At 31.2% G+C, this 17,718-nt stretch carries 13 protein-coding genes; 4 read left to right on the forward strand and 9 right to left on the reverse strand.

Annotated elements, in window-relative coordinates; genetic code table 11:
• Positions 1–50: 50 nt before the first annotated feature.
• From JET18_RS20695 to JET18_RS20720, 6 genes are all read right to left on the reverse strand, one after another.
• Positions 51–3,560, reverse strand: coding sequence for a DUF5977 domain-containing protein (locus JET18_RS20695; RefSeq protein ID WP_202094403.1), 3,510 nt, complete (start codon positions 3,558–3,560; stop codon positions 51–53).
• A 114-nt stretch (positions 3,561–3,674) separates the two neighbouring features.
• The gene (locus JET18_RS20700; protein ID WP_202094405.1) at positions 3,675–5,189 is read right to left on the reverse strand and encodes a T9SS type A sorting domain-containing protein; all 1,515 of its coding nucleotides are present in this window, start codon (positions 5,187–5,189) and stop codon (positions 3,675–3,677) included.
• Between the two features lie 1,002 nt (positions 5,190–6,191).
• Positions 6,192–6,902, reverse strand: a complete 711-nt coding sequence (locus JET18_RS20705; protein WP_202094406.1) for a metallophosphoesterase — start codon at positions 6,900–6,902, stop codon at positions 6,192–6,194.
• A gap of 40 nt (positions 6,903–6,942) precedes the next feature.
• Entirely contained in the window at positions 6,943–7,365 is a 423-nt protein-coding gene (locus JET18_RS20710; protein ID WP_202094409.1) for a hypothetical protein, read from the reverse strand.
• A gap of 65 nt (positions 7,366–7,430) precedes the next feature.
• Positions 7,431–7,844, reverse strand: a complete 414-nt coding sequence (locus tag JET18_RS20715) for a hypothetical protein (RefSeq protein WP_202094411.1) — start codon at positions 7,842–7,844, stop codon at positions 7,431–7,433.
• A 6-nt stretch (positions 7,845–7,850) separates the two neighbouring features.
• Positions 7,851–8,315 (reverse strand): hypothetical protein, encoded by a 465-nt coding sequence (locus JET18_RS20720; RefSeq protein WP_202094413.1) that lies wholly within the window; start codon positions 8,313–8,315, stop codon positions 7,851–7,853.
• Positions 8,316–8,464: 149 nt separating this feature from the next.
• On the opposite strand from JET18_RS20720, the gene JET18_RS20725 reads away from it, so the two are divergent.
• Entirely contained in the window at positions 8,465–8,701 is a 237-nt protein-coding gene (locus JET18_RS20725; protein WP_202094415.1) for a helix-turn-helix domain-containing protein, read from the forward strand.
• 290 nt (positions 8,702–8,991) lie between these two features.
• On the opposite strand, the gene JET18_RS20730 is transcribed toward JET18_RS20725, so the two are convergent.
• Together JET18_RS20730 and JET18_RS20735 are read right to left on the reverse strand one after the other, a co-directional pair.
• The gene (locus JET18_RS20730; RefSeq protein WP_202094417.1) at positions 8,992–9,438 is read right to left on the reverse strand and encodes a JAB domain-containing protein; all 447 of its coding nucleotides are present in this window, start codon (positions 9,436–9,438) and stop codon (positions 8,992–8,994) included.
• Positions 9,439–9,628: 190 nt separating this feature from the next.
• A complete protein-coding gene (locus JET18_RS20735; RefSeq protein WP_202094419.1) occupies positions 9,629–9,979 on the reverse strand; it encodes a hypothetical protein in 351 nt (116 codons plus the stop codon).
• 351 nt (positions 9,980–10,330) lie between these two features.
• Here JET18_RS20735 and JET18_RS20740 point away from each other — a divergent pair, with 351 nt between their 5' ends.
• From JET18_RS20740 to JET18_RS20750, 3 genes are all read left to right on the forward strand, one after another.
• A complete protein-coding gene (locus JET18_RS20740; RefSeq protein WP_202094421.1) occupies positions 10,331–12,169 on the forward strand; it encodes a UvrD-helicase domain-containing protein in 1,839 nt (612 codons plus the stop codon).
• 102 nt (positions 12,170–12,271) lie between these two features.
• Complete coding sequence (locus tag JET18_RS20745) at positions 12,272–13,951, forward strand: DUF262 domain-containing protein (protein WP_202094423.1); 1,680 nt, start codon at positions 12,272–12,274, stop codon at positions 13,949–13,951.
• Between the two features lies 1 nt (position 13,952).
• Positions 13,953–15,920 carry a DUF262 domain-containing protein gene (locus tag JET18_RS20750; RefSeq protein WP_202094425.1) on the forward strand — a complete coding sequence of 656 codons (1,968 nt, stop codon included), beginning with the start codon at positions 13,953–13,955 and terminating at the stop codon, positions 15,918–15,920.
• Between the two features lie 101 nt (positions 15,921–16,021).
• On the opposite strand, the gene JET18_RS20755 is transcribed toward JET18_RS20750, so the two are convergent.
• Entirely contained in the window at positions 16,022–17,716 is a 1,695-nt protein-coding gene (locus JET18_RS20755) for an NERD domain-containing protein (protein ID WP_202094427.1), read from the reverse strand.
• Positions 17,717–17,718: the final 2 nt, after the last annotated feature.

The raw sequence follows: 17,718 nt of genomic DNA on the forward strand, positions 1-17,718 counted from the left end.
TTCGGTAGTTGCTTTTCTTTTGTTTGTTGTGTTATTTCTTTCATCATGCTTTAATTTACAGGGATATAAAATTCTGCTTCTGTAAAGCCATTAGGTACTGTTACAAATGGCCTAGGTCTTATTATCAAGCCTCCATTATTAATCACCAGAATACGCCAATTTCCTGAATCAATGGTCTGCATAACAGGCGAGGAAGAAGTAATGCAATCACCCACTATTTGAGCATTCGTAGCACCTCCATTATGATAAAATTTCACTTTGACTTTTAAAATTCCTGACATAAATGTTGTTGCCGAACCTAAAGTTAAAATGTAGTATATATCTCCGGGACTGGCAACTCCCTGAATTAGACAGCTTTTAGGATCACAAGAAGCAATCATATTAGTTAAAATTTGCCCCGAAGAGTTAATTTCATTCTGCGCCTGACTTTCAGCGTCTGCCTGGCTTACGGTAGAGGTGTAGGTTCCATAGGGTACATTATAAGTATAGGATCCCCCAACATAGCCGGGTTGACAGTTATTACGTGTAAAGACTGGATTTTGAGCGGCATTATAAAACTTTAATGCTGTATTATACTTAAAAGAAGCTGTCGTTTTTTCCTCAGAATCTTTAGTGCTTTGCAATCTTCCTGCAAAATCATAGGTAAAATATTTCCTGATTCCATTCGTTTCAGCTACACTGGTAACCCCTATAAGAGGATCATGAGTATAAGTGGTAGCAAGGAAAGAAGCTGGTAGGTTCTGGCTAAAAAGATCTAGTGCCTTAACCAGCTCTTTTTCAGAAGCTGCATCCACATCCAGATTCGATTTATCTACAATATCTGAAATGCTTCCAGAGATCTGGTCATATTTCGCTCCGACTATTTTAGCTATAGGCAGGGTCTTATTGTATCCATAAACAATAGTGGTCGGGATTTTTGACTGATCTGTAGTCTGTAATAGATGTCCTTTTTCATCATACAGATCTATGCTCATCACTTTATTCTCTTCACCAGCCGTGTTGACAGCATCCATAGACTGATAGGAAGCTACAGGCTGAAGTTTTCCTGCCGTTGCTGTACTCAGTCCATATTTCACCTGCTTTTCTCCCAGCTTGATACCATTTTTAAAGGATTCGGTTTTAATTACCTCACCATATTTTTTTTGGTTCAATAGCTGCTGCATTTCTGAAGGCTGCGTTCCAAGCATATCTTTTGGATAATATAGTTTCCCGCTCATTACATCTCCTCCCAAAGTAGCAGTCTGAGTTTTTAAAAGAGGCAGATCCGGATCATACTCAAAAGTTTCCACGTTTTCCACTACACCTCCTTCTGCATAATCAAAAGTATGTTTTTCGGCAAGCATATCCCTATGAGACAGCAGTTTTACAGTCATACCATAACCATTGGAGTATCCCGAAACAAAAGGAATTTCCCTCCCTCTTTCAATCACAGTCTCACCCAAAACCTTATAATTGTAATTATATGTTTCTTTTCGTAAAAGTTCACCTGAAGCACTGTAAACTTCCTGAGAGGTCCGCTTACCGGTTCTTACATCCAGACTTGTCTGGACATCCAGATTGGGAAAGCCTGTATTATTTATAAAAAAGGTATCGTTCACTCCTGTTCCCATAGAAATTAAGGGAGGAATACTCGGGTATTCTTTAGGCGAGGTATACTTATGCAGGGTAAACCCTTTTCCTTCTTCTTCCTCTTTTATGCTGGAATAGCCAACATACGTGTTCTGTGTCTTATCCACACTGATCAGGCTTCGGATCATGGTTAGGAAAGTTCCTCCAATAAAATCCTGCTTTTCCTGCCATGTCAAATTATTAAATCCTCCAGAACCAAAAACCCCTTCCCCAAGCTCAGAAGTTGGATATCCATAAGAAGGTACATTATTTACATATCCTGAAGTTAGACCGTCAGATTCCTGATAGCTATACTTAAGTTTTCTCACACTAGTGCCATCGGAGATTTCCTGGCTGGCAATTCTTAGCCCCCCTCCTAATACTTCCTGATTTTTAAGCCTGAATTTATTAGCCTCATAAATGAGATTAGTATATCCTCCGGTTGGATAAGTAATTTTTGACAGCATTCCCACTTTCATATCATTTACATCCGGATAAATATTACGGGTTCCCCTTAAGGGATAAATTTCTGTACCCTGTAATTGGATAGGAAGGATCGAAAAATTCTTCAATCCTGTATTCATATAAAGGATGGGACGCCGATCCTCTCCAGAATAATTTCTCTTATAATATCCGTACCAGTCTCCTTCACTGGTAGAATTACTGCCTGGAAGATTTCCTTTAACATAGTTAAGCACATACTTCTGAACAACTCCCCCATTATTCTGCCCGAGCTCTTCTACATAATCCAGATATAACCTTTTATCAAAACCGTCAGCAACAGAACCATTCATATAGCTATAGTAGAGCTTGTATGTTTTGATAAGCTTATTTTGAATAGTACTCCATACCTCAACCCCTGTAAGGGCATAATCACCTATCAGATCTTTACGTGGGTGCTCATATTTAAATTGTATCGTAACTTCATCAGAAGTAATGGTTTTGATTCTCTTAGGTGAAAGAAAAACATTAGTCTCTGTTACATTGTTATAATCAGGGGGCCTCATATAATTTCCGTAATTCGGTTGGTCAATAAAGTATTTGTACAATAATTGAGAGGTAGTGTAAAAAGGAACACTTTCATATACAAAATCTACTTTTTTACCTGTGTTTACATTCTCAATAGTATTTAAATGCCATGCTGAAATATCCCAGTTAAGCTCTTGATGATCAATACCTCCCCAAGGTGGAGAATCATAGTAACTGTTAGGTGAATTCAAATAAGAAAGGTCATAGTCATTAAAGCTATATTTAAATCCACTATGAGTAATACCGAAATTGAAATAATCTCTTACCCTTCGTCTATTTAAAGGAATATTCTGAAAGAAGGAAGGAAGATTAGGATCACTTGGGTAGGTAACTGTAAAATCTTTAATCCTGCTGCTGTAAGATGCACCAATTGGAAAAATTTCTTTAGGAGCAGTAGTCTCCGGCTGGTCTGTATTGGGTGCCACAGCCATTTCTGAATCCGGATAATAGAACTGGCTCTGTAAGCCAGGTGCGGCTGCAGTAAAAATATCTGGTGAGATATCTATATTATTAGGTCCTGGATTTGGCATTGGAAGAGTGGAAACACATACATTTGAATTTCGGTATTTCCAACCCACCCGCAATGGATGTCCTAAAGTGTCATTACAATCCAGTGGCATTCCTCCAGATCCAAGAGATCCACTAAATTTACGGGCTACAAAATGAAAATCATTAACTTCTTTTATGCTTCTCCCTATATTTCCACCCGCATTTAGAATCCACCCAGTTCCTTCTCTGGAGGCTACAGAATTCACCTGGATACCCTGAGTATTATACTCCAAAGAAACAGGGATTTTTAAACCATCTAAATCCAATTGAAAAAAAGGAATTTCTATTTTAGCTTTACCAGAGTATAAATCTACCGGAACAAAGCTATATTCCTGAAATCTTGCTACTGAAGGCTCTTTAGTATCAGTAACCATAAGTGAGTTAAGAAACCCGTTAGGGGTTGGCGCTGGGGGAGTGATTTGAGAATATAACCTCTCCACCATGCCTAAAAAAAGACATGAAATAAAAATTTTTCTCATAAGTACTGGTTATTTTTTTATTAATTTGGCACTGGCGGTCTTATCTGTATCGGTTTTAATAGAAACCAGATAAGCACCTTGTACCAGAGTTTGGGTATTAATTTTAGTGACTTTATTCTTTGTCTTCAAGTTGTAAAGCTGTCTTCCCCCCATATCGTACAGGATGATATCTGCTTCTTTAAAATCATAGCCGATTTCAATATAGGTATAGTCGGACACAGGATTTGGATACACTTTAATATCATATTTGGGGATAAGCTCCGTGATCTGTTTATCACCTAGCTTCACAATTTTCCAGTTTTCGCTTCCTAATTGTGGTGAACTGGTGCCAGCTAAAATTATACTGCCATCACGGTTGAGTTTAACATCAGACAACCGCTCTTCCCTCTGGTGAGATTCGCCTTTGACATGTTTTCTCCAAGATTCGTTCCCGTTCTGGTCAAGATACAGAAGCCAAAAACTTTCGTCGTTTTCCTCGATCTTGCCATCGGCTTGGGTGTAGCCACCTAATAATATTCCGTTTGTCGTTTTATCATCACCCGAATGGACTATATTCGTTCCCATTAAAACATCACGACCTCCCATTGTGTATGTTTTATTCCAGATCTCGTCGCCTTTTTCGTTTAAAGAGAGAATCCAAAGGTCGGTACCTTCTTTTACTTGGGTTTCTCCAGCTACTAAAAAGCCGGTAGTGGTTAAAGCCAGTGTTTTAAGCTGGTCATCAGCTTGTGTACCATAATTTTTCTCCCATTCTACATTATTATCTTTCGATAGCTTTATAAGCCAAAAATCTCCATCTCCGTTATTACCAGTCTTTTTACTACCTCCCTTAGTGCTTCTGGAATAGACTCCCACTAAAGAACCGCCATCACGTGTAGGAAGCATTTTTTTTGCTTCATCGCTTCCTTTCCCACCTAAAATAAGTCTTGAAATTTCGTTACCATCTTTATCAAGTTTATAGATAACAATATCTTTACTACCATATCCGATAGAAGTATTCTGGATATTTCCCACTACAAAAAAGCCTTCGTCAGTAGTTTGAATAACAGCACTCGATTCCTCATCTGCTGAAGTTCCCAATGTTTTCTGCCAAAGCTCATCTCCAAATTCATTAATCCGTATGATCCAGATATCAGAACCTCCTCTTGAACTCTCTTTTTTATCAAGCCCTTTGCCTGAATAAGAGGTTCCTGAAAGAAGAAAACCTCCTTCTTTTGTAGGAATTGTAGATATTAAATGATCATGAGCATTACCAGAAAAATATCTGTTAAAAACCACCTGTCCTTCCTGATTTAATTTAACAACATGAAAATCGTAGCCATTATTTTGTCTGCCGCCTTCTACCTGAAGCTTAGTGCTCTGAATTGAGCTTCCTGTAATTAAGTACTGTTGGTCTATTGTCGTGGTAACTTGACTTAAAAAATCCTGTGTAGAAGATTTGATGTCCTTCTGCCACAATATTTCCTGGGCAGACAGCCCAAAAAGCGTACATATGGAAAATGCACTCATGTAGAGTTTTCTCATTTGTTATTTGTTTTATTTATATTAAATGTGCAAATTTAACATTTTTTAATAGTTATTAACTTCTCTCTACAGAGAATCAATATGAGTTTTATCACCTATTGGAGATTTTCAGATTTATTGATACAAGCCTTATTACTATAAAAACGACATATCGGTCGTTTTAAAATATCTTTTGACTTGTTATTAATTTAATATTAAATAACATTTAGACTTTTGTCATTAAACTATTAAGTTCCATTCTCTTTGATATTTTGAAGAACAGATATCTTTTTTCAAAAACAATACATTGATATGTATTTCCAATCTCATATCTTTCAATATATAAGACCTAAGTAACACAGCTAAGGCTTATAAAAAGACCGGTCAATTCTATAGAATCTGCAATCACTTCAACAATATTTCTTAATAATTGCTTGGATGAATACTGTTTACTTTAAGAGAAAATTCCTTACACCATTTGAATTCTCTGATTTCGGAAATGAATTATTTCCCCAAGAGATTTTGCAGGTCTGGATTAAAGGCACTCATAATTTTCTTCAGTTTTACAATCTGTTCATCACTTAATAATACTGAAAAATGATCTCAGTATTATTTATTGGCTTTGAGTATTCCAAAAAAGCCTCATTGTTTAAATTTTCGGATTTCAAAAACAAAAATGAATGTGGTAAGGAAACTTAGAAAAAAATTAATAGATATTTTTAAGATTTTCCGGTCAGCTAAAATTCTTCAATTCTAAAAACCTACAGGAATAAAATTATCCGAGTGTTTTTGCAGTAAAACAAAAAACCACTCACATTACTGTAAGTGGCTTATTTTCTGTGGTCCCACCTGGGCTCGAACCAAAGTACATCTGGGTTACCCCCAGTATCTCTAATCTACTGAGCATGCTGTATATATGATTCAATTACTAATACTCTCTTTTTAGGGCTATGCCTAAAACTATGCCTTTTCATCCAAAAAAAAACTCCCAACATAATAGTAGTTAGTTATTAGTATTCTTCTTTAGATTATATAATTCTTTATAGTATCACTTTGCCATATCTCCTTAGAACTCGAATCCATGATGCTGAGCTTTCCTTCCCTATAACCTGCTCCAGTATCTAAATTCCAAATGTTATACTTATTCATAGGTTTTGTTTCATCCCAATTAAGTGTAGGAGTATGACCTATGAATATTTCTTTATGGGCTTCAAATATTCTGAATTCTTTTGGAAGCTGTTCTGTTTTATTATCCATAGCTAATTCCCATAGGGTTCTGTCCCAATAGTATGTGTTAGGATTGTCATTTCCTAGACCACTATGAGAAGTGAATCCTGCATGAACATACCCCCTATTCTTAGTGTCAATATAGAAGTCAAACATTTCATTAAAGAAGTTTAAATGCTCTTCACTATCTAAATAACCTGTTTTGATATAAGAATCAATAGTTTCTGTACCACCATTCATTAACCACTCCATACTGATTTCTCCTGATTTTAACCATTTATGACAGTAATCATCATGATTACCTTTAATAAATAAGGGTTTGTATAAACATTCTTCTGAAAGCTCAATATAGAATTGAACTAATTCAGCACTTTCTTTACCTCTATCAACTACATCTCCTAAGTTTATTAATAAGTCTTCATTTGGATTGAATTTACAGCTTTCCAAGACCTGTTTTACAGCTTTTAAAGCCCCATGGTTGTCAGTTGTGATAAGTATTCTTCCCATTTTATATTTTTATATTAATGTTAATAATGATTTCAAAGCTTTATTCCAGTAAGGTTTTGATGTAAGCAAAGGAGTTTGAAAAGTAAATCAACCTTATTTCTTTATTTACAGGAAAGTAGATATTCCAATAAGTCACTTTGCTAGTTATAAACTTGTGAATAATCATACCATCAGGAAGAACTTCAGGGCTCACTCTAATGGCTCTCTCTGATAAGGCTTTATTGAGCCTTTTGTAATAGTGTTCAGATTTCTTATCAAACTCAAGGATTACAACTTCCAGTATATCCCAATAGAATATAAGCTCTGTTCTGTGAGGTATGAAGTTTAAGAACTTCTTAATCTCACTTCCTACCCATATATAGCTACAATAAGAATTATCAGGGATGCTGTCTGATATGCTCATTAGGTTTAGTTCCCACTTATCATATTGGTAGCCTATACGAAATGGTATTTTGGGTTTCATATTAGTTTTGAGATTAAAAAACCACCTGCTTTGAGGTGGTTATAAGTATTATTGTCCTGTAAAGCTTATTCTTTTCTACATACAGTTTTATAAATGGTTTCAATAACTGAGTTTGGTACAACAGGTTTGGGTTCATCAGATATAGGAAAATCATGTGTCCCTATAACTTTTCCAGCACTATCATACTTGATTGTATTCTTGAACAAATATGTTTTTACTAAACATGAGATTCTCATCAGAGTTAAAAAGTATCCTCCTCCAGTGGTAGAATATTTCCCTGACTTGGTTTTTATTTTCTTTAATGGGGTTCCTGTTTTTAACCAGAAGTCAGTGTATAATCCCATATTACTATCTACGTCACTTGATATTTGGTAGTAATAATCAGTACCATCTTTGCTAGTAGTAACATACAGGAACCCATCTTGTGAATAAAGACAAGCTGATATTGTCATTATGAATAATAGTAAAATCTTTCTCATATTACTTTAGTTTACATATTTCACTTTAGGTTGTGGGAACTTTTTAATGTATTCTTTTGCTTTTTCAGGCTCAATAATATCAAAAGAAGCTTTTCCTGTTGTCAGACCATAAGCAGGGCTAAGTCTTATGTAATAGGTCTTTCCTTCTTTAGCATTTACAGTAAAGAAATCTTTGTTTTCAGTCTGATCCTTTCTAATCTTATTACCCTCAAAAGCTCCTTCTAAATTATATGTACCTGCATTTACATCCCAACACAGGTAGTTCTTATAATCAAGTCTGCCTATCATATCTCCATTAGATGATAGAGTTATATAGTAATGGCTTAACTTCCCTGTTGGTCTTATAATATAGATTCTAGCTTTACTAGGAGATACCTCAGAGTTTATGTCTGGAAATTCTACATATTGAGATGTTTGAGAGTATAAATAAGTTGAACATATCAAGATGAATAGTAGTAAAGTTTTTTTCATTGTTTTAAGTTTATTTTAGTTAGCAAATTACTTGTAAATCTTGGTTGTACCTTATGGGAATCCATAAAGTGACAGAATGCGATGTTGTCATATATGGCATTACAAACTGTAAATATATTAAGTTCCTTTGACTTGACAAATATGACAAGTTGGAAAAATCTGAAATATTAAAATTAATTGGTAAAAGAATTAAAGAGCTGAGAGTACAAAAAGGTATTTCTCAAGCAGATTTAGTGGGCAGAATGGAAGGAAATATTGATCCTACTAATATATCAAGAATTGAAGCTGGCAGAACTAATCCTACAGTTATAACGCTATATAGAATAGCAGAAGCTTTAGAAATTAAGCTTATTGATCTATTAAATATTGAAGCTTCTGAAAGGTAAGATTTGGCTATTATGATTTCTGGGCTTTTAGAACTTTTCTTTCCCCCCATCTATCTCCCTTTTAATCTAGCACCTCTGAGTATCTATTTCATTACTTAAGAGCTTTATTTGTTAATCCAGTATACACTAGAATATTATAATTTGGCTATATTATATATGTGATAGGATTTGGCTATTATCTTTAAATTCAGTTAGCTTAGGATAGTATTTAGATCCTATGTGCGAGTGTGAATAATATTAAAAAATAAATCAATGGTCCTAGATTACATATAGAGAGGACTCCACATTAACTACAATAACCCCTCATCAGCAAAACTAAAATAGTTCTCCTTTGAGATAATTAAATGATCTAAAAGGTTTATTCCCATAACATCACATGCAGACTTTAATTTCTTTGTAATATCTAGATCCGCTTTACTAGGTTTAAGATTTCCAGTAGGATGATTGTGAACTAAAATAATACCTGTTGCTATAGCTTTTAAAGTCACTGATAATATTAATCTAATATCAACTATGCTAGATGATATACCTCCTCTAGATAAAGAATAAAAGCCTATCACCATAAGGGCATCATTGAGAAATATTACTTTCACTTCTTCTTGTATTTGAATAGTATTAAGATTCCATAGATTCATAACAATATCATAACTGTCATCACTGTTGCTTATTTTTTGTTCTGGACTTATATTGTTAGAATAAGAAACAAGTAATTCTACAACTTTTGCATTTGTTTTCATGTAAGGATTAAGGTTGTTAGTTAGTAAATGGGATGAGAATTGAAATGTCCATTCTGTGTGGTAATACTATATACTTCTGCACAAAATGGACATTTTTATTATGGAAAAGAAAAAATACATCCAAAATTCTTAACCCTTATATATGGACTCAGGAAAAATGGACGTATTAAGTCTTTATGCTTTAGAATGACTATGCAAAGGCTTCTTCAAGTTGTTTTGCTAGTTTCTCCTCAGAACTTTCTACACCTTCAGGAAGATAGATGTATTTGTGATTAAGGGTAACTTCCTCTCCAGATTCTTTGATAGTATACTGATAAGGCTCTGTAGTAACCTTAACAATCTTACCTGACATCTCAAAGCCTATTAAGCCTATACAGGTCTGTTCATCAAATGTGGTTGATAGAGTTGCTCTTTTAGCTGTGGCATAGTATTGACCTGTAGTCTTGCTTAATACCATTTCAATTCCACCTTGTACCTCTAGAAGATAAAAGTTTGTTCCATCCTCTTTTTGTCTTGTTGTGTAACTGATAATTCTTACCATTGTTTTTGATTTTTGAGTTAAAGAATGACCTCTCTGGGAAGCAAGCTTACAGTAAACCAAACCTTACTTTCAACTAAAGCTCAATCTGCCTGCAAAACTTGTTTTCCCAGAAAAAAGGTATGGGGGAGTTTCCCCATTCCAACATAGGTGGGGGTGTTCTCTCAGGGGCATTCACATGAAAATAAGCTCTACAAAAATTTTATTTTTTATAAATTTTTCCAGAGTGCAAGAGATAAGCTGAAGGTTGGGTAAGCGTAATATGAGAATAAACTATTTTTTTTATAAATCTTTAATAAATTGTTACATAGATAGTTGAAAAAATGTATTTTTAAAATTATAATTATATCACACATGGCATTTTCAAGGATAATTCCAGGATGGGAAGTATTAAATAATTTTAAACAACCTTTAACTTTAGGCGAAAAATATATTATTAATTATTTAGATATAAATCTGCCAAAAGATGAATTGCATGATTCCAATAGTGATTTAATCAGTTATAATGGGTGGCTAATTTTTGTACAACCATATTTAAATGGCAATAGACCAGATATAATATTGTTCCACCCACATAAAGGAGTTCAGATTATAGAAGTGAAAGATTGGAACCTTAAAAATTATTCATCCCAAAAAATTAATGGTAACAAAGTACAATTTTATGTACATGATATAAGAGGAGAATACCCAATAAAATCACCTTTATTACAAGCTAAATTTTATAGGACAAAGCTAATTGGAGAGTTAGTTCCACAAATAGGTGAATATTTGGATAAAATTGAACAAGTTTTAGTCTGTTACTCTGTTTATTTTCATAATGCAACTACTGAGGAAGCAAAAAGCTTTATTAAATCCAGTGAGAGTATATATAAATATCATCCTGTATTTGGTTTTGATAGTTTAAAAGAAAACAAACTATCAGAAATTATACCTGAACTTAGATATAAATATTCAAAATGGGATAAAAGTTTTAACAAGGAAGTATTATTTTGGTTAATTCCTCCTTTTCATTCTCTTGAACAAACAATACGAATTGATTTAACTCCTGAACAGAAAGTTGCTTCTAATCCTCAAAAGGGGCATCATAGAGTTAGAGGTATTGCAGGTAGTGGAAAAACTTTAGTAATGGCTTATAGAGCAGGAAAGTTAGCATCAGAAGGTAAGAGAGTTTTAATTCTTACTTTCAATATAACCTTATGGCATTATATAAGAGATATGATTCAAAGAAGCCCATTTGAGTTTTCTTGGAGCCAAATTACTTTTGACCATTTTCATGGCTTTTGCAAAACTTACTTGAATAATTTAGGAGTAAGCTTGCCTCAACATAGTAAAAATTTACAAGAGTATTTCAAAACTACTATTCCTAGTATTGTAAATAATTATATTCATCAGATTAGTGAACAAGATAAGTATGATGCTATTTTAATAGATGAGGGTCAAGATTATTTTATGGAATGGTATTTAATGCTTTGTAATTTCCTTACTCATAATGATGAAATACTGGTTTTGTGTGATAAAAGACAAAATATTTATTCTAGAAATATGGAGTGGCTAGATAGAAGGAAAACTGAAGTTAAAAAATTTGGAGATTGGTATGAACTGAAAAATAATCTAAGATTACCTGTAAAAATATTTGAACTAACAAATAAGTTTAGTGAAACATTCAATCTTAATCAGGATGTTAAGCTTAATAATAAATACAATACTGGGCAATTAAACTTCGAGGAAGAACATTTTTTATGGTGGAATATTGAACCAATGAAATGGATGGATAAAATCTTTGAAGCTTTTGATTTGATAAAACATAAAGCTGACTATAAGCATAATTCAGATATAGCAATATTATTACCTGATTCTTTATTAGGATATCAATGTGTAGAATATTTTTATTCAAGAAAGAATTTATATGTAAATCACGTCTTTGAAAAAGAAAATGAAAAAAAGCTACACACCCACAAAAGAGCATTTTGGATGGGAGATGGAAAACTAAAGTTATCAACAATTCACAGTTTTAAAGGTTGGGAAGTAAAAAATGTTATTTTGTATATTAACAGGAATGACATAGTAGCTGATGAAGTTCTGGATAAGATTGTTTACACTGCAATGACTAGAACTAAACAAAATCTTGTAGTAATAAATTCACATGAAAGATATTTTGACTTCTCTAAAAATGTACTAAACAATTGGGATTAGATACACAAAATATTTGATTGATAGGAATTAATAAATTTGTTTTATTAACTTTATAATCTTAAAAAAATAATAACCTATTTAATTAAACACGAAATAGAATAAATGGAAAATAGTCTATCACTTAAAACTATTAATGAACTTCAAGAATTTAATTTTTTTATTCCAAAATATCAGCGAGGCTATAGATGGTCAGTAAATGAAATAGAAGATCTATTAAAAGATATTGCTGACTTTAAGCCTAAAGAAGTTCAAAATTCTGATAATAAGACTTGGTACTGTCTACAACCTATTGTTGTAAAAAAAATTAGTGACAATAATTATGAAGTTATAGATGGGCAACAAAGACTTACTTCAATTTACATATTACTTTTTTACTTAAATCAATATTATGCTGAAGATTTTAGAATGAAGCTTTATGAATTGGATTATGAAACCAGACCAACATCAACAGATTTTCTAAAAACAATACATCAAGAAGAAAACTATGATAACATAGATTACTTTTATATGAAAAGAGCTTATGAAGCAATCAAAAGTTGGTTTATGAGCAAAGGAAATGATTTTAATAGAAATGACTTTGAATCAAATTTTAAGTTTAACACTAAAGTTATCTGGTACGAGAGTCAAGAAGAAGATTCTGTAGCCTTATTTACAAGGATTAATATTGGTAAGATTCCCCTTACAAACTCTGAACTAATTAAAGCATTATTCTTAAATAGCTCAAATTTCTCCTTTCATGATGAAAAATTAAAATTAAGGCAATTAGAAATAGCTTCTGAATGGGATGCTATTGAACAAGCATTACAAAGAGACAAATTCTGGTATTTTCTTACTGCAAATAAAAAAGCGATCAATAGAATAGAATTCATATTTGAATTGATGAATACAGAAATTGACAGGGATGATAAATATTCAACTTTTAGATTTTTTAGTAATAAATTTCAAAGGCATTCAAAAAAAGAAATAGAAGAGGTTTGGGGAGATATTAAAAAGCGTTTTCAAAGATTTAATGAATGGTTTGACAATAGAACATTGTTTCATAAGATAGGGTATCTTATATCTGTTGATTTCATAGATATTAAAGAACTTTATGAAAAATCTTCAGAAATGTCAAAGAGTGAATTTTTAGATTATTTAGATTCACTAATTAAAAGAAGTGTTGAAGATATTTTTATTGATGAATTACAGTATTTTGACAAAGATAATGTGAGAAAAGTATTATTGCTATATAACATTGTTACCATGTTAAATAATGATAAAGATAACTCATATTTTCCCTTTGAGTATTTTAAAAATGGGCAATGGGATATTGAGCATATCACATCAATAAAAAATAACATGCCAGATAAAAACAGGTTTGAATGGATTTCAGATGCAAAAATATTTATTGATTTAGAAAATGAGGAAGGTAGACAACTGAGGGAAAGAGCAGAAGCACTTTCTGAACAAGATTCAAAAAATGACGAAATATTTAAAATATTGTATGAAGATATTATTGCTCATTTTAACAGTAAAATAATTGATGATGATTTAAATGATATATCTAATTTAACTTTATTAGATTCAGAAACTAATAGAAGTTATAAAAATGCAGTCTTTCCCCTAAAAAGAAAAACTATTATAGATCGAGATAAAAATGGGATATTTATTCCACTTTGTACAAAAAATGTTTTTTTAAAATATTTTAGTGATTATCCTCCTAAGATTTCATTTTGGACACAAGAAGACAGAGTGAATTATGAAAATGATTTAAAGAAAATATTATCAAATTATCTAGCTTAAAATGACAACACAAAATAATATAATTAGTTTTATTGATTTATTAAATAATGAGACTAAAATAGAAATTCCTATCATCCAAAGAGACTATGCACAAGGAAGAGTTGACAAAAAGGACCTAAGACAAAATTTTTTAAATGCTATATATGATAGTTTAGTTTCGAGCAAACCTATACAATTAGATTTTATTTATGGGAGTAAAGTTGATGATAATTTTCAACCTCTTGATGGTCAGCAGAGGCTAACAACATTATATTTACTTCATTGGTATGGTGCTAATAGAAATACCAATTCAGATGAGTTAAAAAAAGAATTATTAAAATTTACTTACGAAACAAGAATATCATCGAGAGAGTTTTGTGAAGCACTAATTAAAAATGATATTGCTATTGTTGAAGGAGAAAAAATAAGTGATAGAATTAGAGATTCTAAATGGTATTTTCTTTCTTGGGATAATGATCCTACAATCAATTCAATGTTAAGAACTTTGGATGATATTCATGATATATTTTTCCCAGTAGAAGACCTTTTAAATAAGTTAATTGAGGAGAAATTATTATCTTTTTATTATGTTTTATTAGAAGACATTGGACTTACTGATGATTTGTATATAAAAATGAATGCTAGAGGTAAGTTATTATCATCATATGAAAACTTTAAGGCAAGTTTTGAAAAGTACATTGAAGATAATAATTGGGAAGAGGGTATTGAAAAAAGTAAAACTTTTGCATTTCAGATTGATACTAACTGGACTGATTTTTTTTGGAAAAATTTTAAAAAAAACAATAGTATAGATGTACCATTAATGAAGTTCATTTCAACTTTATTAATGATAAGAATATCATTAGAAAGAAATACAAATAGGGTTACCTTAATTTCTCAAATCCAAGATAATTTTAATAATATTAAAGCAAATCTAATTAGCAAAGATACTTTTGAGTACATATATAAAAGTTTTGAAATCTACTCTAATCTAGAGAATTTTGATTGCTTAAAATTAAATTTTCCTTTTTGGAGGCATACCCCAACAATTGACTTCTTAAATGAAGTTGTAGCAACAGATCGAAATGCATCCTACACACAAAAAGTTCTATTTTTTGCTCAAACAGAGTATCTATTAAGAAATCCTGTTTTTGATAAAACTAAATTTGAAGATTGGCTACGAGTTGTAAGAAATATAATTGCTAGAGGAAGTGTTGAGAAAGGGGGTTCTAGACCTGACATAATACGAAGTCCTGAAACCTTTGATGGAATTATTAATTTGGTTAATGAATTATCAGCAGGATGTGCAGACATCTATAAACATCTTTCTGAAGTAGAAAAAATTAATTCTTCATTTGCAAGGTATCAATCAGATGAAGAAATTAAAAAGGCTAAATTAATTTTAGAATCTGATTCATACAAAGACTTAATCAATAGAATGGAAGATCAAAGCTTCTTTAAAGGTAGGATAGAATTTGCATTTGATTGTATTGACTATGATGGGAATATTGAAAATTTTGAACAAAGTAATTTTGAAAAGGTACTAAATATTATTAATGAGCATTTTAATAGTGCTGAAAGTGATAAGATTTCAAATGATATAAGAAGAGCCTTATTAACAATAGAAATAAATAATGAATACTTATTTTATGATTATTGGTCCTCATACTGGTATGTTGGTGACGCTAACAAAAGATGTCTATTAGAGAACTTTAGAGAATTGGAATATTATGTGTATTATACAGACCATGATGTCTATTTGAAAAAATTAATACAACATCTATTTAATAATACTGTTGAAGAAATCATTGATAATTTCACTCCTCCTTCTGGAATGCCTAATTGGAAAATCAGATTAATAAAGGAAAAAGAATTGTTAGATAAAGAAAGTAAATCAAATTATATTGCTATATCAATAGATAATTCATTCTGTTATCTTTTAAAAAGTAAAAGACCTAGAGACATCGCAGGATGTTATAAGGTTGAATAATATCAACTGTCAGATTAAATCGTGACTAATTCATATTATTAAAATATATAAAATTTAAAAAGGCTGTTTTTAGACAGCCTTTTTTATTGGGATATAAGTAACTAATTAAAATTAAGAACATTTTCGTGATATAAATTATCAAAATAGTTCTGTAAAGTTGGCTCTATCAATATAAAATCATGATTACTATTTGCAAGTTCTTTAAATTTTTTATGATTTCTCATATATAATGCACATATATCTAGCTCATCACTTGATATAACCTTTTCATTTAAAGGCTCACGTAATGTTAAATAGTCTATGAATTTAGTCAGTGGATCTTTTGTTTTTTTCTTTAGAGTTAACAAAAATGTTTCTAAATCATCTATTCCTACTGACCAAGGATAGACTAAATCATCAGATTCTCTTTCCAATAGCAAACTTAAATCTATTTGTATAGGACCAAATCTCTCTAAAGTTATGACCAAAGAAAAAATGTCTTTAATATTTTCTGTTTTAATTATTTCTAAAACATTGCCAACTTTATCTTTTATTATCACTTCTTGTTCATTACAGAAACATTTCTCCACTCTATAACATTGATTGTACCCAGCTTGAATACAATCTTTAAACTCAGATTTTATTTTCTTGTAGGCTTTCTCTGTATTTCTTAAGGGTTCTCTAATTTTTGAAGACTTACATTCTATTACAAATGCGTAATTATTACAAATAATTAATAAATCTTGTTCATTACCATTTACATAATAGTTATCATAAAGTCTAAAGTCTTTTGAATCTGAAAAGATTTTCTTAAATAAGGATATAACCTTTTTTTCAAAAACAACTTTTCCTCTTCTGTGATTAAGATGTGTTTTTTCTTTTTGAGTAGTACCTAAAGTATCATACAGTATTCTATATAAAGATGTTGGTAATTGCTTTTGATATATATTTAAATATTCATTATCATTCAATTTAATTATTGGCTTCAATTCGAGAGGATTAGTATCTGTATAAAACAAATAGTCTATTTCGTTATTAATATCAATAGAAAATAATTCACAGAAAATATTTGTTTCTTTTTCATTAAACTTACTATAAAAATCTTGTTTTGTAAAGATTAATGCAGAATGAGGTTTTTCATAAAAATCCATAAACAGGTTAAATTCACTAGCTGGTAACCCTGACAATAGTTGATTAAATTCTGTAGATCCTATTTTATTAGCCTGATCAAATAAATTTAAGAGTTCTGGTGATTTGATTATTTTGGCATAGCCATTCTTGACTTTTTTACTATATAAGTTTTCAGAATGATTACACATATCAATTAAAGTATTTAATTCTATTCCTAATTTCTCTCTAATTTTATCTTTATAAGGCGAAAACATACTAACAACATGATTTATTTCTTGTTGTCTATAATTTAAAACACCATTTAAAAAATAACTGTTAAATGTACCTTCATGTATAATTATTTTCTTTTGTTCATCAACATCTCCATTTAAGTAAGAGGGGGTATAGTTTGAGCTAAGATAATTACTTATAATATTATTTAATCTTCTAACTACATCTGTTAATATAATTTCATTAGGAACGCTATATTTGAACTTCTCTTTTCCTTCTTCTTTACTACTTAATCTCAGAGCAATAAGATATAACGAATCTTTAAGTTTAGATTTCATTATTTCAGAAAACCCAGTATTGCCCCTAAAGTTATTATTGCGAATAAAATCAGCTAAAAAAGCCACAAAACTTTCTTTTGTATATCTTGAAATTATTGATTGTATTTCTTTAGATTTACTTTCTATATCAAACACCATTG

Source organism: Chryseobacterium endalhagicum (assembly GCF_016745235.1).
GTDB lineage: Bacteria > Bacteroidota > Bacteroidia > Flavobacteriales > Weeksellaceae > Chryseobacterium > Chryseobacterium endalhagicum.

What these genes read in the sequence shown, in the direction of transcription:
- JET18_RS20720 (WP_202094413.1), bottom strand. Translation starts at nt 8,315, where the DNA reads ATGAAAAAAACTTTACTACTATTCATCTTGATATGTTCAACTTATTTA.
- JET18_RS20735 (WP_202094419.1), bottom strand. Translation starts at nt 9,979, where the DNA reads ATGGTAAGAATTATCAGTTACACAACAAGACAAAAAGAGGATGGAACA.
- JET18_RS20715 (WP_202094411.1), bottom strand. Translation starts at nt 7,844, where the DNA reads ATGAGAAAGATTTTACTATTATTCATAATGACAATATCAGCTTGTCTT.
- JET18_RS20730 (WP_202094417.1), bottom strand. Translation starts at nt 9,438, where the DNA reads ATGAAAACAAATGCAAAAGTTGTAGAATTACTTGTTTCTTATTCTAAC.
- JET18_RS20695 (WP_202094403.1), bottom strand. Translation starts at nt 3,560, where the DNA reads ATGGTTACTGATACTAAAGAGCCTTCAGTAGCAAGATTTCAGGAATAT.
- JET18_RS20750 (WP_202094425.1), top strand. Translation starts at nt 13,953, where the DNA reads ATGACAACACAAAATAATATAATTAGTTTTATTGATTTATTAAATAAT.
- JET18_RS20740 (WP_202094421.1), top strand. Translation starts at nt 10,331, where the DNA reads ATGGCATTTTCAAGGATAATTCCAGGATGGGAAGTATTAAATAATTTT.
- JET18_RS20710 (WP_202094409.1), bottom strand. Translation starts at nt 7,365, where the DNA reads ATGAAACCCAAAATACCATTTCGTATAGGCTACCAATATGATAAGTGG.
- JET18_RS20700 (WP_202094405.1), bottom strand. Translation starts at nt 5,189, where the DNA reads ATGAGAAAACTCTACATGAGTGCATTTTCCATATGTACGCTTTTTGGG.
- JET18_RS20755 (WP_202094427.1), bottom strand. Translation starts at nt 17,716, where the DNA reads ATGGTGTTTGATATAGAAAGTAAATCTAAAGAAATACAATCAATAATT.
- JET18_RS20705 (WP_202094406.1), bottom strand. Translation starts at nt 6,902, where the DNA reads ATGGGAAGAATACTTATCACAACTGACAACCATGGGGCTTTAAAAGCT.
- JET18_RS20745 (WP_202094423.1), top strand. Translation starts at nt 12,272, where the DNA reads ATGGAAAATAGTCTATCACTTAAAACTATTAATGAACTTCAAGAATTT.